The 22,058-nt window shown below is 64.9% G+C and carries 22 protein-coding genes; 10 read left to right on the forward strand and 12 right to left on the reverse strand.

The window, feature by feature from the left end; genetic code table 11:
- Positions 1-306: 306 nt before the first annotated feature.
- Positions 307-1,035, reverse strand: a complete 729-nt coding sequence (locus Pla123a_RS16325; protein ID WP_146588893.1) for an FKBP-type peptidyl-prolyl cis-trans isomerase — start codon at positions 1,033-1,035, stop codon at positions 307-309.
- A 276-nt stretch (positions 1,036-1,311) separates the two neighbouring features.
- Between Pla123a_RS16325 and Pla123a_RS16330 the strand changes: the two genes are divergently transcribed.
- From Pla123a_RS16330 to Pla123a_RS16365, 8 genes are all read left to right on the forward strand, one after another.
- Positions 1,312-2,355 (forward strand): DUF1559 domain-containing protein, encoded by a 1,044-nt coding sequence (locus Pla123a_RS16330; RefSeq protein WP_146589282.1) that lies wholly within the window; start codon positions 1,312-1,314, stop codon positions 2,353-2,355.
- 52 nt (positions 2,356-2,407) lie between these two features.
- Complete coding sequence (locus Pla123a_RS16335; protein WP_146588895.1) at positions 2,408-2,797, forward strand: hypothetical protein; 390 nt, start codon at positions 2,408-2,410, stop codon at positions 2,795-2,797.
- Between the two features lie 37 nt (positions 2,798-2,834).
- Positions 2,835-3,206 carry a hypothetical protein gene (locus Pla123a_RS16340; protein WP_146588897.1) on the forward strand — a complete coding sequence of 124 codons (372 nt, stop codon included), beginning with the start codon at positions 2,835-2,837 and terminating at the stop codon, positions 3,204-3,206.
- Between the two features lie 119 nt (positions 3,207-3,325).
- Positions 3,326-4,237 carry a sulfate adenylyltransferase subunit CysD gene (cysD, locus tag Pla123a_RS16345; RefSeq protein WP_146588899.1) on the forward strand — a complete coding sequence of 304 codons (912 nt, stop codon included), beginning with the start codon at positions 3,326-3,328 and terminating at the stop codon, positions 4,235-4,237.
- Positions 4,238-4,292: 55 nt separating this feature from the next.
- Complete coding sequence (locus Pla123a_RS16350; RefSeq protein ID WP_146588901.1) at positions 4,293-5,492, forward strand: dockerin type I domain-containing protein; 1,200 nt, start codon at positions 4,293-4,295, stop codon at positions 5,490-5,492.
- The gene (locus Pla123a_RS16355; protein WP_146588903.1) at positions 5,492-6,562 is read left to right on the forward strand and encodes a dockerin type I domain-containing protein; all 1,071 of its coding nucleotides are present in this window, start codon (positions 5,492-5,494) and stop codon (positions 6,560-6,562) included. The genes Pla123a_RS16350 and Pla123a_RS16355 overlap by 1 nt, the downstream gene beginning before the upstream one ends.
- 46 nt (positions 6,563-6,608) lie before the next feature.
- A complete protein-coding gene (cysN, locus tag Pla123a_RS16360) occupies positions 6,609-8,540 on the forward strand; it encodes a sulfate adenylyltransferase subunit CysN (protein ID WP_146588905.1) in 1,932 nt (643 codons plus the stop codon).
- An 89-nt stretch (positions 8,541-8,629) separates the two neighbouring features.
- A complete protein-coding gene (locus tag Pla123a_RS16365; RefSeq protein WP_146588907.1) occupies positions 8,630-9,010 on the forward strand; it encodes a hypothetical protein in 381 nt (126 codons plus the stop codon).
- Here Pla123a_RS16365 and Pla123a_RS16370 read toward each other — a convergent pair.
- The 6 genes from Pla123a_RS16370 to Pla123a_RS16395 form a co-directional block, all read right to left on the reverse strand.
- Positions 8,967-9,575, reverse strand: coding sequence for a nucleotidyltransferase family protein (locus Pla123a_RS16370; protein ID WP_146588909.1), 609 nt, complete (start codon positions 9,573-9,575; stop codon positions 8,967-8,969). The two genes, Pla123a_RS16365 and Pla123a_RS16370, sit on opposite strands and share 44 nt — an antisense overlap.
- A 47-nt stretch (positions 9,576-9,622) precedes the next feature.
- Complete coding sequence (locus Pla123a_RS16375; RefSeq protein ID WP_146588911.1) at positions 9,623-10,366, reverse strand: permease prefix domain 1-containing protein; 744 nt, start codon at positions 10,364-10,366, stop codon at positions 9,623-9,625.
- Positions 10,363-10,707 carry a PadR family transcriptional regulator gene (locus Pla123a_RS16380; protein WP_146588913.1) on the reverse strand — a complete coding sequence of 115 codons (345 nt, stop codon included), beginning with the start codon at positions 10,705-10,707 and terminating at the stop codon, positions 10,363-10,365. The genes Pla123a_RS16375 and Pla123a_RS16380 overlap by 4 nt, the downstream gene beginning before the upstream one ends.
- 59 nt (positions 10,708-10,766) lie before the next feature.
- The gene (locus Pla123a_RS16385; protein WP_146588915.1) at positions 10,767-11,696 is read right to left on the reverse strand and encodes a hypothetical protein; all 930 of its coding nucleotides are present in this window, start codon (positions 11,694-11,696) and stop codon (positions 10,767-10,769) included.
- Positions 11,697-11,719: 23 nt separating this feature from the next.
- Positions 11,720-12,706: a hypothetical protein gene (locus Pla123a_RS16390; protein ID WP_146588917.1), complete on the reverse strand. Its 987-nt coding sequence runs from the start codon at positions 12,704-12,706 to the stop codon at positions 11,720-11,722.
- 105 nt (positions 12,707-12,811) lie between these two features.
- A complete protein-coding gene (locus Pla123a_RS16395) occupies positions 12,812-13,687 on the reverse strand; it encodes an ion transporter (RefSeq protein WP_197528046.1) in 876 nt (291 codons plus the stop codon).
- Positions 13,688-13,837: 150 nt separating this feature from the next.
- Between Pla123a_RS16395 and Pla123a_RS16400 the strand changes: the two genes are divergently transcribed.
- Positions 13,838-14,209 (forward strand): VOC family protein, encoded by a 372-nt coding sequence (locus Pla123a_RS16400; protein ID WP_146588919.1) that lies wholly within the window; start codon positions 13,838-13,840, stop codon positions 14,207-14,209.
- Between the two features lie 464 nt (positions 14,210-14,673).
- Positions 14,674-15,393 (forward strand): hypothetical protein, encoded by a 720-nt coding sequence (locus tag Pla123a_RS16405; protein WP_146588920.1) that lies wholly within the window; start codon positions 14,674-14,676, stop codon positions 15,391-15,393.
- Positions 15,394-15,601: 208 nt separating this feature from the next.
- Here the strand turns inward: Pla123a_RS16405 and Pla123a_RS16410 are convergent, their stop codons facing one another.
- The 5 genes from Pla123a_RS16410 to Pla123a_RS16430 form a co-directional block, all read right to left on the reverse strand.
- Positions 15,602-16,348 (reverse strand): hypothetical protein, encoded by a 747-nt coding sequence (locus Pla123a_RS16410; RefSeq protein WP_146588922.1) that lies wholly within the window; start codon positions 16,346-16,348, stop codon positions 15,602-15,604.
- A gap of 158 nt (positions 16,349-16,506) precedes the next feature.
- Positions 16,507-17,037, reverse strand: coding sequence for a hypothetical protein (locus Pla123a_RS16415; protein ID WP_146588924.1), 531 nt, complete (start codon positions 17,035-17,037; stop codon positions 16,507-16,509).
- Between the two features lie 270 nt (positions 17,038-17,307).
- Entirely contained in the window at positions 17,308-17,991 is a 684-nt protein-coding gene (locus Pla123a_RS16420; RefSeq protein ID WP_146588926.1) for a hypothetical protein, read from the reverse strand.
- Positions 17,992-18,173: 182 nt separating this feature from the next.
- A complete protein-coding gene (locus tag Pla123a_RS16425; RefSeq protein WP_146588928.1) occupies positions 18,174-19,121 on the reverse strand; it encodes a hypothetical protein in 948 nt (315 codons plus the stop codon).
- Positions 19,122-19,284: 163 nt separating this feature from the next.
- Entirely contained in the window at positions 19,285-21,888 is a 2,604-nt protein-coding gene (locus tag Pla123a_RS16430; RefSeq protein WP_146588930.1) for an alpha/beta hydrolase-fold protein, read from the reverse strand.
- Between the last annotated feature and the right edge of the window lie 170 nt (positions 21,889-22,058).

Raw genomic sequence — 22,058 nt, forward strand, 5'->3', positions numbered from 1 at the left:
TCTCGAACGGCTTCCCGAATTGCCGCTTGGGAGGACCTGCTTTGAGCCAGCCGGAGTGGTAACGAAGAGCTGTTTCGGCCGTGACTGCGAGCCCCTGAGCCCGCGTGCCCACCAATTCAACGGCACCCGCTACTAACGAACGACGGCGCCGCGGCTGGTGGGCCACGGCGCCGTGCGCGGTGCGTTTGGAGTGACAGGCTGGCGGGTGCCGACAGCCTTGGGGATCCGGCAGAGACCCGCAAGACTGCAATCGGCTAGCGCCTCAGCCGCCGGTGGGGCCCTCAGCCGCGGGGGGACTGACGAGACCTAGTTCAAGACCTTCAGCAGCTCGATCTTGAAGACCAGGGTTGCTCCCGGGCCGATAACTGGGGGAGCGCCGCGGTCGCCGTAGGCTAGGTTGCTGGGGATAAAGACTTCGACCTTGCCGCCTTCCTTCATCATCTGGAGCATCTCGGTCCAGCCGCTGATGACGCCGTTCACCGGGAACTGCGCCGGTTCGCCACGCTTGTAGGAGCTGTCAAAGACGGTGCCGTCGATCAGCGTCCCCTCGTAGTGGCAGCTCACGGTGCTGCTGGCCGTGGGCGAGGCTCCCTCGCCCTCTTCCAGGACGCGGTACTGGAGGCCGCTGTCGGTGGTCTTCACGCCATCCTTCTTGCCATTCTCGGTGAGAAAAGCGGCGCCTTCTTCTTTGTTCTGGGTTGCTTCGTTAGCCATTTGGGCCTGGGCCTTTTCGTTCATGAGTTGTTCGAATTGGGTCATCACGTCCCGTGCCTGCTCGTCGGTCATCCGCGGCTTGGCCTTCGAGAGGGCGTCCTGGATGCCGGCGATGAGCGACTTGGGATCGACCGGAACCTGCTTCTGCATCAGGTCGCGGCCCATGTACAAGCCGATCACATAGCTCACGTTCTGCTCGAACGTAGGCTGGCCGGCGGCCGGGCGGCCGGAGGGGAGGTTGTCCTGGGCGGTTGCCGGCTGAATGGCCACCACCGAGGTCAACAGAATCAGCCCGAGGGTAGCACGCCATCGACTGCGCATAGTCGTAATATCCTGCGACGGAGCAAAGTTTTCCAAGCTAAGAGGTTATCAGCTTGCGGGGGGCGGCGGCAGGGGGCTCGGTTCGCGATGCTTCTGGTCGGGGCGACTAAACTGTGGGACCAACCCGAGTCTTCGCCTATACTTACAGCATTGGGGATCGGCCGCGATCGCCCACCGCCCGCTGGCCCTTCCTCAGACCATCGTTTTGCTGGTTCGTGAATCCGTTGAGCACGGCCGCATTCTGTAATTTCTCCTCTACTGACACACCATTTGGCGATGCGACGACGAGACGCCTTCACGCTGGTTGAGCTGCTGGTGGTGATCGCCATCATCGGCGTGCTGATCTCGCTGCTGCTGCCGGCGGTGCAGTCGGCGCGTGAGTCGGCGCGGCGCCTGCAGTGCGCCAACAACCTCAAGCAGCTTGGTCTGGCGACGCTCAACTACGAAGACTCGCGGCGTAAGCTGCCCGCCGCGGGGCACTACGCGCCGCCCGAGACCGCTGTCTACTTCAGCTACAGCGATTGGCGCGTCGACCTCAAGTCGGGCCCGAACCACAGCTGGTTGTGCGATCTGCTGCCGTACATCGAAGAGAGCGGCCTGCACGACCAACTCGACTTCTCGCAGCATGTGTCGCGGTCCGACGCGGCGGTGCTGGCGGCTCAGCCTCAGACGCTGCTCTGCCCGAGCGACGCGGCCGTCGGCCGCACGTTCGAGTACGTGATACCCGGCCGGCGGAGCGACCAAACGGTGCTGTTTGGCAAGTCGAACTACGCGGCGTACAGCAACCCCTTCCACGCCGACAGCTACTTCCGCTCGGGCCCGATCGCGTTGTACGGGATGTCGTTGCGGAAGGTGCTCGACGGCGCAAGCCAGACGCTGATGCTCGCCGAGATCCGCACCCGCGACAACCAGCTCGACCAGCGCGGCGCGTGGATGCTCGGCTGGGCGGGCGCTTCGCTGCTGGCGATGGACCTGCACCCGCTGTACTACGGCGACAGCGGCACCAAAGAGTCGACGCCCCTCTCGGTTGACTACACGCCGAACCCGAACTCGCTCGGGCTGACGCAGTCGCCCAACGGCGCACAGCCCGACGTGTTGTACGAGTGCCCCAACATGGCCGCGGCGCAGCTCGAGGGGATGCCGTGCAACACGGCCTACCACGGCTACATTTCCGCCGCGCCTCGGAGCATGCACCCGGGCGGGGTCAACGGCGCGTTCCTCGACGGCCGGGTTGAGTTCCTCGCCAACAACATCAACGAGCTCGCCATGCACTACATGATTTCCGTGGCCGACGGCGAAGTTATTTCCACCGGCAATTAACCCCCCTCCCGATCGGCGCGCGGCCCGCTAAGGTTCGATCGCCTCGCGTTCTATGGCAGATTCGGCAAACCCTTCTCGACATCCTATCGCCGCCTACGTTCTGGTGGTGGTTGGCGTGGCGGCGGTGGTAATTGGCCTGCTGTGGAAGGTGATCGTCCCCGACACGGCCTTCTGGTCGGACGCCCAGGCAGAGCAGTACGAGCAGGCCTACGCCGCGGCGCACGAGGCGTCTATCCACGGCTCCGCTGGATCCCACGACCACGGCGACCACACCGAAGCGATCAGCCTCGAAGACGCCAAGGCTCGGTTTGAGACCATGCACCAGCAGCTCGCCAATGCCCGAGCGGCTCGAGGGCTGTGGGGTAAGGTCCTCTCGGTGGCCGGGGTCGTCTGTGCGGCCGCTGGCGCTTGGATCCTCCGCGCCGCCGACCCCGCACGCTAGCACGCCTACGCCTGAACCCGAAAGAGCCGCCCCCAGCATGCGACACCCCTACTTCGCCCCAATCGCGTGCATTGTGCTGGGGCTCGTCGTGATCGCCGGCTCGAGCGTCGTCCAGCGGCTCCCCAAGACCGATGCGGGCTGGACCCTGGAGCAGGAGGCCGAGCTCCGCGAAGCGGCAGACCAGCTCGTCGAGTTCGACCAGAACGAGGTAGCCCCCGACGACCCGCAACGGCAGGACGTCCAGACGCGTTACGACGCCCTTTATGAAGAGCTGAAGCAGGCCCGCGGAGGTTCGCTCATGGCCGCCATGATCCTGCAGATGCTGGGGGTTGGGCTCGGCCTGGTGGGGTCCGTCTGGCTGATCCTGCGGCAGAACCAGGCCGAGGACCGCCAGGCCGAACGCGGGTAGACGTCGTCCGCCCTGCCAGCGATGATAGGAGGTTCGATCGTCCACGGGGGCAGCGGGGGCCTGGCCGACCAGTTCCCCGCCCCGCCTGCATGCTCACCGACCTCCCACCCGCGCGTCGCATGTCGTCCTACAATCTCACGCATCTTAAGCAGCTCGAAGCCGAGAGCATCCACATCATCCGCGAGGTGGCGGCCGAGTTCGACAACCCGGTCATGCTGTACTCGGTTGGCAAGGACTCGGCCTGCATGGTCCGGCTCGCCGAGAAGGCGTTTGCTCCCGGCAAGCCGCCGTTCCCCTTGATGCACGTCGACACGACGTGGAAGTTCAAGGAGATGATCGAGTACCGCGACAACTACGTCCGCAACGAGCTGGGCTGGGAACTGATCGTCCACATCAACGAGGAGGGTGTGCGGGACGGCGTGGGGCCGTTCACCCACGGGTCGGACGTGCACACCCGGATCATGAAGACGGTCGCGCTGAAGCAAGCGCTCGACAAGCACAAGTTCGACGCCGCGTTCGGCGGCGCCCGCCGCGACGAGGAGAAGTCGCGGGCCAAGGAACGCGTCTACAGCTTCCGGGACAAGAACCACGCCTGGGACCCCAAGAACCAGCGGCCCGAGCTGTGGAACCTGTACAACGGCCGCGTGAAGAAGGGGGAGAGCATCCGGGTGTTCCCGCTCTCCAACTGGACCGAGCTGGACGTCTGGCAGTACATCCACCTCGAGCAGATCCCGATCCCCGACCTGTACTTCGCCGCGAAGCGTCCGGTGGTCGAGAAGGACGGCACGCTGATCTACGTGAACGACGACCGCATGCCCATCGAAGAGGGCGACCAGGTGGTCGAGAAGATGGTCCGCTTCCGCACGCTCGGCTGCTACCCGCTGACCGGCGCCGTCGAGAGCCAGGCGACCACGCTGCCGGAGATCATCCAGGAGATGCTGCTCACCACCACCAGCGAACGGCAGGGCCGCGTCATCGACCACGACCAGGCGGGCTCGATGGAGGAGAAGAAGAAGGAAGGGTACTTCTAACGCACGACGCTCCTCGCGTGTGCTTCTCCACCCTGACGAATAACCTTCCGATCCCATGCCTCGCATCTGCCTGACAGCCGCCATTCTGCTGCTTGTTTGCCGCGCTGCGTTTGGCGTGACGCTCTCGCCTGGCGACTTCTTGGTTGCGCAACGCGGAGGATGGAGCGTTGTAAGTTCCGTCACAGGAGAATCGGATGAAGCTGCCCTGCCGTTTACTTACCGGCGGGTGCAAGGGATGGAGATCGCGTCCAGCGGTTCCATCTTTATCGGGCAGCCGAATGGGTTGATCACACGTATTAACCCTACGAGTGGAAAGTCACTTTCAGGTGTCGTCCCCGGTGTCGTGGACTATGTGGACGGCTTTGCTCTGCTTGATGACGAGACGCTGCTAATCTCTGATTCGGGCAAGCTGTTCACATGGGAGTTTCTGTCAAACTCGACGACAGAGTTGGACGTCGGCCTGATGACGTCATTCGGAGTGGCAAGAGCCGACAATGGCGATCTGCTTGTCGAGGGCTACGAGCAGCTTGAGGGATCCGATGGCTCTGTTTCACTCGGCAGGCAGGGGGTCTTCCGACTGGGACTTGATTCGCTGACGCCCGAACTGGTGCTTGAGGCCACGCCTCCTGGCGTGTCCTACGGCGCGTGGGTCGAGACGCGATCCGATGGGAAGTTCTACACGCTGGAACGGAACGCGAGAGACATTGTGCTCGCTGACCCAGCGACTGGCGAACAGAGCGTCGTCTTTGCCTACCTCGAGTACTATGGATTGGTGACTGACATGGCGGTTGGTCCTGACGACAAGCTATGGATACTAATCTCTTCCCAGTATTACTACCTAGACGATGATGGAAACCTTGTTTGGCCAGGGGACTGGCCGACGTCGACACACTTTGCAATTGCGGCGGTACCTGGCGACTACGTGGACCCTCAGACGCCGATTCCAGCAGACATCAACGGTGACGGAAGCGTTGATGCTAAAGACTACGCTGCCTGGACGTCACAATATGGATGGCGCCTGTCTCGCGGGAGCGGCACGTTCGGAACCACTGCGAACGCGGCAGATGTTAACAGCGATTACTACGTTGACGCCGCCGACTACACCATCTGGCGCGACGCGGTGAGCGGCGGCGTCAGCCATTCTGGCATCCCGGAACCTCGCACCATCGTGCTAACCATCCTTTCGTCGATTCCCTGCCTTGCTCAGCGTCGTCGCCCGTCAAATATCTCTACGATTCCACCACTGATGTTTTAATGAAGATCCTTTCGCACATCCTTGCTGCCACGTTGGTGATGCTCGGCGGGCAAACTTTGCTGGGCGTGACGCTCTCGCCCGGCGACATCATCATCACCGAGTTCTTCGACGGGTGGCACAAGATCGACCCGGTGACTCACCAAGTGACCGAGCTGCCGTTTGTGAAGAGCTCGTCGGACTACCTAGCGGTCGACCCGGCGGGCACGATCTACTTCGCCTCAGACACGGACGAGGTCAGCCGGGTCGACTGGGCATCCAACGCGACCTCGCTGGTCCCCTCGGCGGGACTGCAATTCATCGACGGCCTGGTGGTCGAGCCCTCGGGGTCGCTACTGATCTCAGAGGACGACAGCATCAGCCGCCTCAACCCGGCCAATGGGCAGACCACCGAGGTCAGCAGGGGGAACCTGTTCGGGCCGGCCGGCATCGCCCAGGGGCAGGATGGACGGGTATTCTTCACCGAGTTCTTCAATGACCTGTGGGAGTTGTCGTCGACCTCAATCGGACGCTCCTCCGTCCCAACGCCCGACCTCGACTCGCCGTCGCTGCTTACGGTGCAGCCCTCGGGCGACCTGATTGTGCTGAACATCGACAACCAGCTCCTGCGGATCGACCCGGACACCGGCGCCACTGGGTTGTTCTCGACCGACCTGCCAACCTTCCCAATCGCCCTGGCGGTCGAGGCCGATGGCGATGTGCTGATGACGTCGACCGACGGCGTGTTCCGCTTTGACGGCGTTACCGGGACGCGGTCGCTGGTCGCCGAGGGGACGTTCTTCTCGCCCAAGGGCATTGTTGTAATCCCAACGCCCGCTGATCCCGAGCCGGGCGACTTCGACGGCAACGGCTCAATCGACGCCGCCGACTACGCCGCCTGGCAGAACCAGTACGGCGCCCCAGCCGGCTCCGCCGACGCCAACGCCGACGGCACGGTCAACGCCGCCGACTACACCGTATGGCGCGACGCGGTATCCGCGGCGCCCACCGCCGTCGCGAGCACGGCGCCGGAGCCTTCGTCGTTCCTCTTGCTGATCCTCGCCGGTTCACTCGCGATGAAATCGCGACGCTAAATACAACCACGCAGGCCAACCCGCCTCAACCGCAACCGTCTAGAACATGTCTCACCAATCCGACCTGATCGCCACCGACATCGACGCCTACCTCGAGCAGCACGAGAACAAGGAGCTGCTCCGGTTCCTGACGTGCGGCTCGGTCGACGACGGGAAGAGCACGCTCATCGGCAAGCTGCTGTACGAGTCGAAGATGGTCTACGAGGACCAGCTGGCGGCCGTGCAGAAGGACTCCGAGAAGTACGGCACCACCGGCGGCGAGATCGACGTCGCGCTCTTGATGGACGGCCTAAAGGCCGAGCGTGAGCAGGGCATCACGATCGACGTCGCGTACCGGTACTTCTCCACCGCCAAGCGGAAGTTCATCATCGCCGACTGCCCGGGCCACGAGCAGTACACCCGCAACATGGCGACCGGCGCCAGCACCTGCGACCTGGCGATCATCCTGATCGACGCCCGGCACGGGGTCATGACGCAGACCCGGCGGCACTCGTTCATTGTGTCGCTGCTGGGCATCAAGCACGTCTTGATCGCGGTCAACAAGATGGACCTGGTCGAATGGTCGGAGGAACGCTTCGAGGAGATCAAGCGCGACTACCGCGAGTTCGCCACGCGGCTCGATATGCCGGACCAGCACTTCATCCCGATCAGCGCGCTGATGGGCGACAACCTCGTGACGCACAGCCCGAACTTGCCATGGTACGAGGGCTCGACCCTGATGCACCACCTGGAGAACGTGCACATCGCCTCGGACCGGAACCTGATCGACTTCCGCCTGCCGGTGCAGTACGTCAACCGCCCGAACCTCGACTTCCGCGGCTTCTGCGGAACGATCGCGTCGGGCCGGGTGAAGAAGGGCGACGAGATCCTCGCGCTGCCGTCCAAGAAGCGGACCCGCGTGAAGTCGATCGTCACGTACGAGGGCGAGCTCGACGAGGCGTTCGCGCCGCTGGCGATCACCCTCACCACCGAGGACGAGATCGATATCAGCCGCGGCGACATGATCGTGCGGCCCGACAACGTGCCGACCGTGGCCGACAAGTTTGACGCCACGATCGTCTGGATGGACGAGTCCGCCATGACGCCGGGCAAGGAGTACTTCATCAAGCACGGCGCCAAGCTGACGCCGGGCCGGGTCAGCACGCTCCGCTACAAGATCGACGTCAACACCCTGCACCGCAGCCCGACGCCGACCCTCGAACTGAACGAGATCGGCCGCGCCGAGGTGCGTCTGAACGCCCCGATCGCGCTGGACAGCTACAAGCGGAACAAGGGGACCGGCGCCTTCATCCTCATCGACCAGGTGACAAACGTCACGGTCGGCGCCGGCATGATCCTCGACCGCAAGGCCGACGAGCCGAGCGACTCGTGGGACACCGAGGCGGCCGAGGGCCTCGAGGCCCGCATCAGCGCGGTGACCCCCGACGAGCGGGCCGCCCGCTACGGCCAGCACCCGGTGACCGTGCTGCTGACCGGCCTGCCGGCCAGCGGCAAGACGCCGATCGCCAACGCCATCGAACGGCTCCTGTTCGACCAGGGCAGGGCGGTCGCCGTGATCGACGGCCAGAACATGCGTCGGGGCCTGTCGCGTGACCTCGGCTTCACGGCCGAGGAACGGAGCGAGAACCTCCGCCGCGCGAGTGAAGTCGCCAAGACGCTGAACAACGCCGGCCTGATCACGATCGCGGCGTTCGTCGCCCCGCACGAGGCGGTCCGCCAGAAGGCGGCCGAGGCGGTCGGCGCCGAACGCTTCATCGTCGCCCACTGCTCGGCCCCGGTCGAGTGGTGCCGCGAGCAGGACGAACAGGGCGTGTACGCCAAGGCCGACGCCGGCGAGCTCCCGAACTTCCCCGGCGTCACCGCCGAGTACGAGGCCCCCGCCAACCCCGACGTCGTGCTGCCAACCCACGAGCTCAGCATCGAGGAGTGCGCTGCGAAGGTGGTGGAGCTGTTGGATTCGCGGGGGGTGTTGGGATAGCGAGTTACCGACAGCGATAGGCGTTACGCAACCGGCGTCACTCTCGAAGGGCTCCCATGGACGGACCGCGGCGGCGATGGCAGCTAGGCGTGTCGACCGCCCTCTGGTTGCTGACCTGCGCGGCGTTGTTCTTCGGCGGCTACCGTATGGGTCGCTGGCAGAACGAGGCCCCGCCGGAGGCTGTGGTCGTGAAGTCCTACTACGCCGCCGACCTCGTTGCCGCCAACGAGAATGGAGCGCCGGGGCCGCTGGCGCTGCCCGATCTTGTCGCGGCGGTGGCGGTGGCAATCGAGGGCGATCCAGGGGTGGAAGTGCGAGGCTTCGAAAAGAACAACTCGTTCATCGCCGCCGCAACGAGTGAAGGCCACGAGCAGATCGAGGGCGTCCTGGCGGCCTTTCGTGAGGTGGCGGCGCTTTACGCGATTGCTAACCGTCCGGATCGTCCAGCAGCGCCTGCAGGCGATGGCTGAGTTCGGCTTCATAACGCTCAGGCCAGGACTCGTCGATCAGCCCAACGTGGATCATATCGAGCAGGTGTACTTGGTCCTTGCGCCGATTGCTCGTGAGCTTCATTTTTACCAGCGCTTCCAGCGGCAGGGTCCGCACGTCCTTATCGATCTCGCACACATCGATCAGCGGGACCGGCGCCGCGTAGTCCTCGCGAACCTTCTCGCCGGCAAAGACTACGTGCACCGCGTCACGGGCCTTGGCGTCGGGGCCGTCGAGGAACATCTCGACGCGGCCGCCGCCGAGGCTCGCCGACTGCCGGTAGAGGAAACCGGCCGCCGCGAGGGCCGCCTTGGCTGATTCGAGGTCGTCGCGGTTCAGGATAATGTCGACATCACGCGTGTTGCGGACGGCGGACTCATCGACCTGGGCAACCCAGATCTGCACCGCGTTGCCGCCGACGACCGCGTAGGGGATGCCGGCGGCGTTGAGCGCCGTCGCCACCCGCTGCAGTCGGTCCTTTACCTTCTCCACGGAACGCTCGATTCGGTTCCAGAGTTCTTCGCCGGTGTAGCGGATGCTGGTCATGGTCTGCCTCGGTCGCCCCCATCCAGTATAGCACGATCGCCAGCCAGCTAGCCCTCGATTTCCAACTCCAACCAGGGCTCAAGCTGCCGCTTTTCTCGCGCGGCCATCAGGCTCGCGCCTAGTGCGACCATGCTTCCGCCTGCCGACGCCCCCAGCCACCGGGCGGTTGCCGGCCAGAGATCAAACGGCCCCCAGGCGGCAAGGGCGTGCGTGACGGCGCCTAGCGCAAAGATCACCGCCGCGGCGCTGGCGAGGAACAGGAGCGAAGTGCTGACTGACGGGTAGGGTCGAGGCTCGGCGGACTCCCGATCGATGAAGCGGAGCGAGAGCATCGTCAGCAGGTACGCCCCGACCGACATGCCGAGCGTCAGGGCCGTCATCAGCCGAGCCGCGACAACCACGCGGGCGTCCCAATGGGTGAGGCACGAGCTCTCCATCAGTACGAGCACGACTTCGATCATCGTCATCTGCCACGCCATCGCCCACGCCACCCGGCGGGCGCCCCGCTCGGGCGACTCACCACGGGCGCGGCCAAGCCGGTCGTTGACCCAGGCGGCCCACCGTTCGCGCACGGAGATGGTCGATTGCATCTGCGCGGTCAACTCGGCGGGGTCGCCCATCCGGGCGATGGACCGCCGCTGGGCTTCCTCGGGTTCACGGCCGGCGTTGCACTCTTGCTGGTAGGCGTCCTGCAGGTGGGCGTACAGCTCCTCGCGGAGCCGCAGCTTGTGCATCGTCTCGGAGCGCACCGGCCGCACCGCCCGCTCGACGAACCGCTTCAACTCGATCATGCCGTGGCTCCTATGATGGGGGACAGGACAGACACGAACGTGGTCCACTCCTCGCGGCCGGCCCGCAGCTGACGGCGGCCCTTCGCGGTCAGCCGGTAGTTGCGTCGACGGGGGCCCCGGCCGGAGCTCTTTGCTTCCCAAGCGGCCTTGAGCAGGCCCTGCTTCTCCATGCGGTGCAGGGCCGGGTAGAGCGAGCCCTCCTTCATGTGCAGCGCACCGCGGCCGGCGGCCTCGAGGCGCCGGAGGATCTCGAAGCCGTGGGCGGAGTCGTCCTCCAGCACCGACAGCACGAGCGTCTGGAGGTGGCCGCGGAGCGCATCGCCTTGAATCGGATCGGGCACGGTCGCGAGCTCCTGGGTACTAGGTCTGCCTAAATATATAGGCAGACTTAGTTCCGGAGTCAAGCGCTTCCCACGAGAAGCTCCCGACTGCTGCGAGCTGAAGCGATAGCGGAAAAAACTGCTATGGCCATCAACGCTGCCGATGGCTCCGGGACCCGAACCGACCGCCCGGCCGTGGGCATCGTTGAGAACAGAATGTTGTCGAACGAAATTGCGTTGAAATCTAGCGTCCAAGGGTGAATTCCTGCGGGCGGCTGAATGGCCAGCTCTCGCTCGAGGCCGGTGATCGATTCTATGTTCGCGGCCCAGTAGGCATTCTGTTGCGTGTGGTCGGAGTCGCCCGGCAGCGGATTGTACACGTCTGGATAGTCGGCGATGCTTACCAGTTGGGCGTCAACGTCAAAGCCGTTGAAGAGCAAGCGAAACCCGGGCACAGCGACCTCGATCTCGCCCCAGGGGTTTTCGGGCGTCACCTCGACTTGTTCGTAGGTAAGGTCCCAACTGTTGGTTTGGATAAGCACTGACTTCGCCTCATTTGGGACGGTCCCGGTCTGAAACGCGACTGACGTCAATAGGAAGTTGGGTAACGGATAGATCTCGGGATCGGAGAAGTCGTATCCGCGACCATTCTCTAGGCTCAGAAAATGCTCTCCCTGGTAGCCGTCTGTGCTGATCCATCCGGGTGGCAGGCTAGGGTCGATATGGCCTAGCAGCGTCCGAGGGGAATCATCGAGACTTGGAAGAAGAAAGTTGCCCCACTGCCCGAGCGTGCGTTCGCCCCAGATCTTGCCGTCTTCAGTCTCGGTGCGGAGAGACCAACCAGGGATCATCGTTTGGATATCGTAGGCGGCATCGATGCTGTACGGATGGTTGTCGACGAGCAGTTCGAAGTCAAACGTCGTGCCCTCGAAGTCCAGGTTCTGGAACTCCCGCGCGTGGCACGCGGGAGCCAGGCAGGCTAGCGAAAGCAGTGCCATCTTCTTAAACATGCGCATCATAGAAGCTGTTCGGGTTAGCAAATGCGGCCGTATTGAGCGGGGTTGATTCGCCCGGCCGACTTAAGGGCACGGACGCGGCGTGGGCGCAGCGCTTGCCAAGAACACGCGATCGCCAGCATCACTGCCGTTGCCGGCTCTGGCACTCTTACCGGCCGCCCGGCCGTGGGCGTCGTTGAGAACAGGATGTTGTCGAACGAAATGGCGTTGAAGTTAAGCTGCCAGTTGATTCCGGAGGGGGGCTGAACCGCCAGCTCTCTTTCCAGCCCGGCGATGGACTCGATATTCGCTGCCCAGTAAGCGTTCTCTCGTGAAGGGTCGGCGTCGCCCGGCAGCGGGTTGTTGACGTCGGGGTAGTCAGCGATATCTACCAGCTGGGCGTCGATCTCGAAGCCGTTGAAGAGCATACGGAATAAGGGCACAGCAATCTCAATCTCGCCCCAAGGGTTCTCGGGCGTTACCTCAACCTGCTCGTAGGTGAGGTCCCAGCTGCTGGTTTGGATCAGCACCGACTTTGCGTCGGTGGGGACGGTGCCCGTCTGAAACGCGACGTTTGTCAGATTGAAGCTTTCTAGCCCGACGTTGGTAAACTCGTGCCGCTGTCCATTCTGCAGGTAAAGGAAATACTCGCCTTGATAGCCATCCGTGCTGATCCATTCAGGGGGGATGCTGGGATCGGTGCTGCCGAGCAGCGTCCATGGCGAGTCATCTAGATTCGGCAGAAGAAAGTTGCCCCATGTTCCGTTCGTTCGCGCGCCCCAAACCTCCCCCTCTTCGGATTCGGTGCGGAGAGACCAACCGGGGATCATCGTTTGGATATCGTAGGCGGCATCGATGCTGTACGGATGGTTGTCGACGAGCAGTTCGAAGTCAAACGTCGTGCCTTCGAAGTCCAGATTCTGAAACTCCCGCGCGTGGCACTCGAATGCCAATCCAAAGGCTGCGAGGAGAAGTGCCGACCGCCTCAGCATCGAAAACATGGAGCTCACCTGGAAGAAAGTCATCGCTGCGCTTAGTCGCAGCCTGCATGCTAGGCCGTTGGGAAGCGGGTGTCAAACTTGTGGCGACCGGGGGCCGGGGCACGGCGGGCACGATTGGGGCAATTCCCTCTACACCCGCCCCCCGCAGTGCTCGCAAAAATTCGCCTGGGGCGACAGCCCGTCGACGCCGCAGGAGGGGCAGCCCTTCCGCTTGCCCTGGCTGCTGGTCACGACCTCGGCCGAGAAGATGCCGGTCGGCACGATGATCACCGCGTAGCCGAACAGCATGATCAGCGCCGCCACGAACCGGCCCGCGTCGGTCTTGGGGGCGATGTCGCCGTAGCCGACCGTGGTCATCGTGACGATCGCCCAGTAGACGCTGATCGGGATGTTGTCGAAGCCGCTGTCCTGCTTGCCCTCGATCAAGTACATCACCGTGCCGGAGATCAGGATCGCGCAGAAGATCACCAGCAGGAACACCGTGATCTTGGGCCACGTGTGCCGCAGCGCCAAGAGCAGCGTCCGTGACTCGCTGACGTGCCGCGCGAGCTTCAGCACGCGGAACACCCGCAAGAGCCGCAGCGTGCGGATCACCAGCAGCGAGTCGGCGCCCACCACGATCAGGCTCAAGTAGCTCGGCAGCAGCGACACCAGATCCACCAGGCCGAAGAAGCTGAACGCGTACTTCGGCGGCCGCGCGACGCACGCCAGCCGGGCCGCGAACTCGAGTGTGAACAGCAGCGTGATGACCCACTCGATCGCGTCGAACGTAGGGCCGAACCGCTCGTTGAGCGACGACACGCTCTCCAGCATCACGACCAGGATGCTGAGGACGATCGCCACCAGCAGCCCGACGTCAAACCACTTGCCGGCGGGAGTCTCGGCCTCGAAGATCACCTCGTACCATTTATGCTGCCACGCCGCTGGGCCGGGCGGCAGCATCCGGCGCTCCAAGCTGTGCAGCTTGGGCTGAGGCGATTCGGCGGTGGGCGGTTCGGCAGGCATGGTCTGTAAGGGTAGCTCATGGCCCGGCAGGGGCCAACGCCGAAGCTCGCCCGGCCGTCCGCGGCGTGCTACACTGCCGGGCCTTGGGGTGTGGTTCTCCGCCCCCGCGGCAGAATCTCCTTGTCAATCACTACACTTGCGAGGCCCGCTATGCAGCGCAACCCCGTCGGCTGGTTCGAGATCTACGTGCAGGATATGCCCCGCGCCCAGGCGTTCTACGAGGCCGTGCTGGCGGTCAAGCTCGAGCCACTGCCCGCGCCCGAGATCGAGATGCACACCTTCCCAATGAACCCCGACCTGCCGGGCGCGCCGGGCGCCCTGGTAAAAATGGAGGGCGTCCCGTCGGGCAGTGGCGGCACACTGGTGTACTTCAGCTGCGTGGACTGCGCGGTCGAGGCCGGTCGCGTCGAGGCCGCCGGCGGTCAGGTCTTCAAGCCGAAGTTTTCCGTTGGCGAGTACGGCTTTATCGCCCTGGCGACCGACACCGAAGGCAATATGTTCGGGATGCACTCGCAGCAGTAGCGAGGGCCGGGTCCGCGGTGCGGTTCTGTTTGGGAATGCAGGCTCCTTGTCGTGGTGGCTGGGCCGACCTCGTTTAGTCCGAAAAAACGCTCGGAGGGGACAAAACCCCCGGCGTACTTCAGCCCCGTTTGCTCTAAGTGTTTGTTTACGAATGGGTTGCGGCGTCGCCGCTCCTCGCGGTGGTGGGGTTTTGTCCCAAGGTTCGCCCCCGTGGTAGGCGGCTGGGACAAAACGCCGGGTGTGATTGCGAACCGCCGACCCGCCCCTGCGAAGGCTCCGCCGGCTTGAGAGCCCAGCCCCGTCCGCTCCTACCGCCACGTCGAAGAACCTCCGGCCATTCATCATTGGACCGCGCCGGCTGGCTGTTCTCGACAACGAAATGGTAGGTTTCCTGAATCTCCACTAGCGACTCGGCAGAGGATTGCGGTCGAAGGAGCCAACGGCAACAGCGATGAGAGCAGCGTGTGAGAACTAAGACCACCATGCCGGTCGTTCCGCTCTACTTGCTGCTGATGGCATTCAGCCTGCTCGTCGGCTGCCTCGTTCCCTGGTTCTACGAGTGGACCGGCTCCGAACAGAGTCGGATGTCGCCGCTCGTCGGCCAGGCCGCGATCGCGATGTGCGTTCTGGCGGCGGTAGTCTGCGCGGCGTTGCCGTGGGCGCCCTTGGCGTCGCCTACGCCGCGCGGCGACGCCCGGCCGCGGTTCCGCTTCACGATCAGGCTGCTACTCGCCGCAACCGCCGCATTGGCCGTGGTCGTCGCGGCGGGCGTCCGGTATCCGCTGGTGGTGAGCGGCGCCTTGTGCGCGGTGGCCTACGGCTACGCCGGCTGGGTAGGGGGGCGATCTCGCGACCGCCGCTGGCCGATTGCCGCCCTGTTGGCCTGCATGCTGCTGCCGTTTGTGTGGGTGTTCTTCTACGAGGAACTCGAGCGGCTCTGGCCGTCAATCTTCTGGATCATGGGCGGGGCGCCCGTGCTGTTCTCTGCCATCTTGATCAACAGCCTGCTCGGGCAGGGCATGAACGAGACGCCCTGGCTGGCGGTGCTGCTGACCGCGGTCGAACTGGCCCTCGGCGTGTGGCTCGTTCAGCAAGGCCCGCGGCGGGCGATTGCCTACATCGTGATAGCCCTGCTCGTGTCGACGTTCGGGTCGTTTGTCTTGAACGCGTTGGTGCGGGCGTAGTCAGGGGCGTGCGGTGCGGGGAACAAGCCTGCCTGGGTAGCCCCGACAGTCGCCCGCCAAACCGCTCGCCTGCTATCGGCCATCAACCGGGCGATAGTCGGGGTCGCTTGCGACAAGAGGCCTTCGACACGCAAGGGGAACGACCGCGGTAACCGGGCCGCCGCCAAGAAACTCTGATTTCACAACTCGAGTGACCGGCGGCTTCGGTTCACTGCTTTGTTCTGCTCTTTTGCGAGTCGATAAACGCTTCGATCTGATTCATCGCAGTGAGTGAACGGTCATCAAGCTTGTTTCTCTGCGACTCCGGTTCGGGTGTTTTCGAGCCTTCTTTTGCCTTTCGCTGTTTGATGGTCGTATTAGATTTATGAAAGACCGTTGGAACGTAGCCCGCCAACACGTCAATTCCCTCGGGGACTTTTAGTTCGTTGAGGTCGACGACTGCGTTCTGGATAAAAATAGTAAGTGTCGGTGGAACAGCCTCTGGTGTCGCGGCGAACTCCATCACGCCGAACGGCTTTCGCACATGCTTGAACCATTGGTCGATACGAGCTTGGTCGCCAATCGAGAAGATGACTGCGATTCCGTTCCCTTCTGGAACTCGCGTGACCAAACCAAGTCCGTTGGGTTCTTTCAGATGCGACAATCGAATCTGTCGTAGATCGCTCTTGATCGCCGCCAATCGCTCGATCAACCGATTCAAGTCGTCGGTTGATTTGATTTCAAAAGCGTACTGATGGACGTCATTCGGCCACTCAGAGAACCACGAGTTCCATCCGGAGGTGCGCGATGCGTCGTTGACCAATTCGCCAGCCCCTTCTGGCCAGTTTGGTGACACGTTAGCAGGCTGACCTTTCGTGGCGACAATTGTGGTTCCGCCTGCGGCAACCGCATCGTCGTTCACCGAGAGTGTGGTCACGAGGCAAAAAGCCAAAGTCACGAATCGGCAATGGATCATGATTCTATCCTTGAGCATAACGGATCGGGCTTCAGCTGCAACAGACAGCGCTGACCGTCAACGCTAGGCCGCAGAGTCCCGACGCCAGGATGCTACCCAATTCAGGAACGCCCAGCTGTCTGTTGTCAGCTGCAAGCCCTTGTTAGCCGGCGCCTGGCTTACGGGCCGTTGTATGAGCCGCCCACGGCTTCACCGGTCTCGAGGTCGACCTCGAACTCGTGCCAGCTGTCACCCATCGGAGTGTACGCTTCGCCGAATAGCGACGAGCCCGCAACCCGCAACTCGCGAAACCCATCCCACGAGAGACGACGCGTCTTCCACGCGAGGCCGGACGCGCCCATACCTTCGAGCCAAATTCCGTTGTCGAATACTAGTAGCTCAAGGTCTGGAACTGGAAGTACGTGGCAGATCCCGCCACCGAACGTGCGCACGAGAGCTCGTTCTTCAGGATCGACAACGTAGGCTTGACCAGCGGAGACAACGATGAGGTGACGCAATCCGGGTTCGCGGTAGACACCTTCGCATTCGCCGAGGCCGCCCTGAAAGTTGCCTACCCAGGGGTCTCCGGCTGATGAGTGAAAGCGAACCACGAAACCTTCGCTGTGCTTCCCCATGCCCGTCGCACTGAACTGCTCGGGCATCGGGCCCGTTGAAGGAAGGCCCGGCAGGATCTCGTATCGAGCTTCCATGTTGGTGCGCCGGCTAACTTGTTATTAGACAGAAACTTCTTCAGTATGCCCGGCATATTGAAGGAGACCTTCAGTAAGCAGGCTGCCATTCTAGCGGGCTGCCGCGGGCCTTCTCAAGCTACCTGCTTTTCGACCGCGTTGGCTCGCTCCTACGGCAATCGGGCAGGCATCTAGCGCGCTGAGGTTGTCACAACCTCGGTCAGATCCGGGATTACCGAGAGTCCGCAGGCTTCATCGTTCTGCGCATCTAAGACGGGTCCCGCACAGCCCTCACTCCCCCACCACCGCCCGCCAGACGATCCTCGCGAGCTGCACGTAGGCGTTGTCCCACGCCTCTTCTCTGAGGAACCGCACCGCCAGGCCCGAGGCGCCGAAGAACGGGCGGAGCAGCCACGCCAGTTGGATCGCGACGAACGCGTACACGCCGCCCCACGCCACGAGCAGCGTGCGGTGCCGCCGGTTCTGCTCGATCAGCGGGCGGCAGTGCCGCCGCAGCACCGACTGGCCGGCCAGCGCCGCGGTGGCGAACACCACCGCGTTGAACGCGCGGGCGAAGTCGTAGTCGGGGCTCGACGCGTACGCCAGCAGCGTCAGCGGGGCGAACGCGGCCAGCGCGATGGCGAGCGCCGCCTGGCCGGCGACCAGCGCCCGCACCATCTGGCCGAAGCTGTCGCGGAGGCCCAGCAGGCTGCTGAGCGTGAAGAACGCCGGCAGCGTCAAGAGGAACGAGCCGCCGAGCAGCAGCGGCGCCTTGATCGCCGAGTAGGCCATCTGCAGGGCCCACTGCGGCTCGGCATTGAAGCCGCGGTAGGCGCCCATCGCCGCGCCGTACACGCAGGCGAACGCCACGACGCACCCCGCCAGCCGCGGCACGGCCCGCCCGGCGTCGTGCGGGGCGGTGGTCCACGGCGCGCGGCGGAGGATGTCGTCGGCGGTGCGGAGCAGGGCGGTCATCGGTTGGCGGACCAATTGGGAAGCGACTCGTCGGATATGATTCTACGTTCGTCGGTAGTGTGGCTTGAAACGGGGACAGGCACGACGCGGCAGGCGACCATCTTGGTTCGAGTCTCGGCAGACGCGTCGAGCCAGTCCCCGTTTTTTCGGCTCGCGTGTTTGGGATTCTGTCGTCACCATTGCTAGGCCCCGCCCGACAGCAGCTCGATCAGCGAGTGCAGGACGGCGGCGAAGAAGTTCGACTGCCGCTCGCGGAAGAACGTGAACGGCAGGTCGGGCGAGCCGATGAACGGCCGCAGCACCCAGCCCATCTGCGCGCCGACCAGCGAGAACAGCACGATCCAGCAGCGGAACACCAGCCGCGTGTGCCGCCCCAGCACCTGGCCCGACGGCATGTCCAGCGCGCTGGCGATCTGCTCCTCGAGCCGGGACTCGTCGACCGCGGCATCCGGTGGGGTGTCGGTCTCGTAGAGGATGCTCTCGGCGGCGGCGAGCTTTGCGGTTTCGGCGTCGCCGTCGGCCCCGTCGTCAGCACGATCGGCGGCGCGTTTTGCGGCGAGCATTTCTGACAGCTCCCGCTCCTCACTGGCGCGGATCAGCCGGTGGAGCGTCTGCAGCAGGAACATCAGCCCCAGCACGCCGGCGACCGTGAACACCGCCACGTTCAGCAGCCGGATGAACGCGTAGCTGCCGGTCGTCAGCGAGAAGAACACGACGATCGTCCCCAGCGAAGCGAGCACCGCGATGTTCACCGCCAGCGCCGCCACCAAGAGCCGGGTCATCCCGATCAGCGTCAACCGCGAGCCGACCAGCGCGTTGAACACGTACAGCGACGGCAGCGTGATCAGCAGCGTCAGCAGGAACAGGGCCGGGGTCTTGATCGTCGAGGCCAGCACCTGCAGGTACGGCCCGTACGGGTCGTGGAGGTCGGGCGGAACCTCCTTCAGCAGCGAGTACGAGCCCATGCACGCGCCGTAGAACATGGCCAGCAGCACCGACACGACCGCCAGCCCGCGGGCGGAAACGCCGAGCTTGTCGGAATTAAGGAGCGCGGGCCGCGTGGCGGCGCCGCGCAGCAGCTGGTCGAGCTCGGCCAGGCTGCGGCCGAACAAACGCTTGAGGGTGTTCATCGAGAGGAGCCTACGCGGTGCGGTAGTGGGTCACCATTCCATGCGCGCTCGCCCTGTTCCAGTCCTGGGTACAGGGCTCCTAGGTACGGGGCGGCTGCCACAGGGTTCGCCGCATCGGTCGAGAAATATTCGATTGGCCCACGGAAAGGGCCCACGGGCTGGCCTAGAGGGCCGTGTCCCGCCAGGCGATGTCGCCCGACTCGACGCCCCAGTCGTGGCCGAAGTAGCCGACCGCGCGGACGCCGTAGTCGCCCTCGGCGGGCGATTCGGGGCCGAGCAGCGTGAGGTCGGGCAGGCCGACGCCGGAGTGGAAGTAGCGGATGCGGTTGGTCAGACGCATGCCTGCCAGGTCAACGCCCGCCACGACGCCGACCGTGGCGGTCTCGCTCCGCGGGCGGGGCCGCACGAACAGGGCGGCCAGCCCGGGGTCGTCCTCGGGGCGTTCCTGGCCCTGGTTGGCGACCCGCACGCGGCCGCCGCGGACCTGCACCGGCGAGGTCGACAGCAGCGCCGGCCAGGCGAGGTTGGTGTCGGCGTTGCCGTACAGCACGACATTGCGGTTCCGCTGGCGGTTGGCGTCAAATTCCTTGTCGGCCATCACCTGCAGCGCGCCGTTGCCGCGGAGCCAGAACGACTGCGCGTCGAACCGGGCCTTGGCCAGCGACCACGCGTTCTCTTCCTCCGAGCCGCCGGTGGAGTAGACCAGCACGGCGTTGTTGTTGAACACCGACTTGAATCCGCCGTGCCGGGCGGGGCTCTTGCCGCCGACCGGCGGGCGGGCGATCTGCGACCAGCGGCCGTCCTCGTCGCGCGAGAGCCAGACGCGGCCCTTGGACGACGGATTGGCGGAGAACGCGCGGCCGCCGTCGAGCTTGATGCGGACCGGCTGGTCGCCGCCCAGCACGGACGCGTCAAGCGACAGCCGCCGCACGTTCTCGGTGGTCCCGATAAACGCGCGGGACCGCTTGAGCATGCCGAGGGTGAGTCGCGAGGTCTGGCCTTGCTGGAGTTGGGTCTCGACCCGGGCCCAGTGGCACTCGGCGGTGAGCCCGAGGTTGGGCGTGGCGAACTCGATCTGCCGGGTGTCGCCGGGTTGGGGCAGCGACCGCTCGCGGAAGAACTCCATCATCTGGGGCCAGTCGCAGCAGGCGGATCCCCACCAGTTGCCGGCGCCCTTCCGCTCGAAGTACGAGAAGTCGGTGTGGAACTCGCCCAGCCGGGATCGCATGAACCGGCTCTGCGCCACGCCGACGTGGGCGTCGCGGTCGCCGTGCAGAACGTACACGCCCTGGGTCGAGAGGTTGCTGATCTGGCTGAGGGTGTCGCTGGTCGAGGCCGCACGGAGCAGCATCTGCTGGACGTGGTTGGGGTCGTCGTAGGTCGGCATGCCGCCGCCGTAGCTCCACAGGCTGAGCCAGCCGGCGCTGGGGCCGATCGCGGCGAAGCGGTCGGGGTAGATCACGCCGAGCCGCCACGCGCCGTGCCCCCCCATCGAGTGCCCCGTGCAGTAGACCCGCCGCGGGTCGTGCGGCAGCCGGGCCTGGGCATCGGCCAGGGCCTCCATCGCGTCGACCGCGCCCCAGTCTTCCCAGTCGAAGCCGTACTCGCCGCGGTTGCTGGGGGCGACGATGTGGGCCCACGGCTTGGCGAGGTAGTTGTCGGCGAACGCGCGGTGGTCGACCCCCTCGCTGTGCAGGGCGAGGATGATCCCCGGCGGCTCGGTCTGGTCGGCCGACGGGTCGTCGGACTGCGTGGCCGGCAGCAGCGTGTACGACTGCACGCCGCCGTCGATCTTGCTGACGAACGTGCAGCGGCGGGCGTCCTGCGGGCCGACCTTGGCGAGCGCCATCGTGGCGGTGGGCGTGGCGTCGGTGTTTGGCATCCGCAGCGAGAGGGTGAGCTTGTGCTGTTGCCCCTCGCCGGACACCGGAGCCGGCAACCGGAGCGGCGCCTTGTAGGCCGACAGCGGCGGCACAGTCGCCAACGGCGAGGCGATCGCTTCGCCTCCGTCGATCGAGATCAGTAGTTCGGCGCCCGCGAGTGGTTCGCTGGTCGCGTTCACAACCGGCGCCGCCGCCCACAGCTCCGAGTCGTCGCCCGTCACAACGTCCGGCAGGGTGGCGTCCTCGGCAATGAAGTACGCCGGCATGGCGGGCGCTACGAGCCTGGCCTTCATGCCGGGCTGGGCGATGTGGAACAGGAATTCATTCGGGCCCTGCTTGAGACGCACCGGCAGTCGCAGCCAGCCTTGCCCGTGGCGGTCGCCGGCCAGCCACTCGCCGTTCACACAGACCGCGGCGTGGCGCTGGGCCTCGAGGATCATGATCCGCGGGTAGTCGACCTCGACCGACACAAACGCGTAACCGCCGGGGACCACGTTCGTGGCCAGCACGCCGTCGGCCGCGGCCTGCTGACGCTTCCACTGGTACGGCTTGCCGTCGTCGCCGGTGACCTTGTCGCCGGCGACGGGCGCCTGCCACTTGCCGCTGACAATCGCGGCGTCGATGGGGTCGCGGGTGACGATGGTCCGCTGGTACTCGCCGACAAGGGGGAGGACCAGGTAGTCGCGGAGCACGATCTCCAGAGGAGCGGCCGCTGGCTGCGTGTTCGGGCGCCCCGTCGCCGGTGGTTGGGCGGAGTCTTGGTCGCCCTCGGCGGCCTGGGCGCCGTTGCCGGCGGCATCATTGCTGGCAGTAGCAGCGACGCTTTGTTCGACGCCTGCGGGGGCGTCGGCTTGCTGGGCCGGCGTCGTGCCGGGAAAGAGCATCAGGGCCCCGAGGCACAGGGCCGCGGGCCACCAGCGTCGGCGCGTCCGGGCTGTATCGACCATGACGGAGATCCGGCCTGTTGGGCCGGCGAGGGAAGCAACTATCGGGGCGGGGCGTGCAGCTACTAGTCTACCTGCGCGCCGCCCGCATGTCGCCTCACCCCGTTTTT

The sequence above is a fragment of the Posidoniimonas polymericola genome, assembly GCF_007859935.1.
Classification (GTDB): Bacteria; Planctomycetota; Planctomycetia; order Pirellulales; family Lacipirellulaceae; genus Posidoniimonas; species Posidoniimonas polymericola.

Bases quoted from the DNA above. Each gene is read 5' to 3' on its own strand.
- Pla123a_RS16330 (WP_146589282.1), top strand. From the start codon at position 1,312: ATGCGACGACGAGACGCCTTCACGCTGGTTGAGCTGCTGGTGGTGATC.
- Pla123a_RS16375 (WP_146588911.1), bottom strand. From the start codon at position 10,366: ATGATCGAGTTGAAGCGGTTCGTCGAGCGGGCGGTGCGGCCGGTGCGC.
- Pla123a_RS16420 (WP_146588926.1), bottom strand. From the start codon at position 17,991: ATGACCGCCCTGCTCCGCACCGCCGACGACATCCTCCGCCGCGCGCCG.
- Pla123a_RS16410 (WP_146588922.1), bottom strand. From the start codon at position 16,348: ATGATCCATTGCCGATTCGTGACTTTGGCTTTTTGCCTCGTGACCACA.
- Pla123a_RS16425 (WP_146588928.1), bottom strand. From the start codon at position 19,121: ATGAACACCCTCAAGCGTTTGTTCGGCCGCAGCCTGGCCGAGCTCGAC.
- Pla123a_RS16415 (WP_146588924.1), bottom strand. From the start codon at position 17,037: ATGGAAGCTCGATACGAGATCCTGCCGGGCCTTCCTTCAACGGGCCCG.
- Pla123a_RS16350 (WP_146588901.1), top strand. From the start codon at position 4,293: ATGCCTCGCATCTGCCTGACAGCCGCCATTCTGCTGCTTGTTTGCCGC.
- Pla123a_RS16370 (WP_146588909.1), bottom strand. From the start codon at position 9,575: ATGACCAGCATCCGCTACACCGGCGAAGAACTCTGGAACCGAATCGAG.
- Pla123a_RS16355 (WP_146588903.1), top strand. From the start codon at position 5,492: ATGAAGATCCTTTCGCACATCCTTGCTGCCACGTTGGTGATGCTCGGC.
- Pla123a_RS16430 (WP_146588930.1), bottom strand. From the start codon at position 21,888: ATGCTCTTTCCCGGCACGACGCCGGCCCAGCAAGCCGACGCCCCCGCA.
- Pla123a_RS16385 (WP_146588915.1), bottom strand. From the start codon at position 11,696: ATGTTTAAGAAGATGGCACTGCTTTCGCTAGCCTGCCTGGCTCCCGCG.
- cysD (WP_146588899.1), top strand. From the start codon at position 3,326: ATGTCGTCCTACAATCTCACGCATCTTAAGCAGCTCGAAGCCGAGAGC.
- Pla123a_RS16340 (WP_146588897.1), top strand. From the start codon at position 2,835: ATGCGACACCCCTACTTCGCCCCAATCGCGTGCATTGTGCTGGGGCTC.
- cysN (WP_146588905.1), top strand. From the start codon at position 6,609: ATGTCTCACCAATCCGACCTGATCGCCACCGACATCGACGCCTACCTC.
- Pla123a_RS16395 (WP_197528046.1), bottom strand. From the start codon at position 13,687: ATGCCTGCCGAACCGCCCACCGCCGAATCGCCTCAGCCCAAGCTGCAC.
- Pla123a_RS16390 (WP_146588917.1), bottom strand. From the start codon at position 12,706: ATGACTTTCTTCCAGGTGAGCTCCATGTTTTCGATGCTGAGGCGGTCG.
- Pla123a_RS16400 (WP_146588919.1), top strand. From the start codon at position 13,838: ATGCAGCGCAACCCCGTCGGCTGGTTCGAGATCTACGTGCAGGATATG.
- Pla123a_RS16325 (WP_146588893.1), bottom strand. From the start codon at position 1,035: ATGCGCAGTCGATGGCGTGCTACCCTCGGGCTGATTCTGTTGACCTCG.
- Pla123a_RS16335 (WP_146588895.1), top strand. From the start codon at position 2,408: ATGGCAGATTCGGCAAACCCTTCTCGACATCCTATCGCCGCCTACGTT.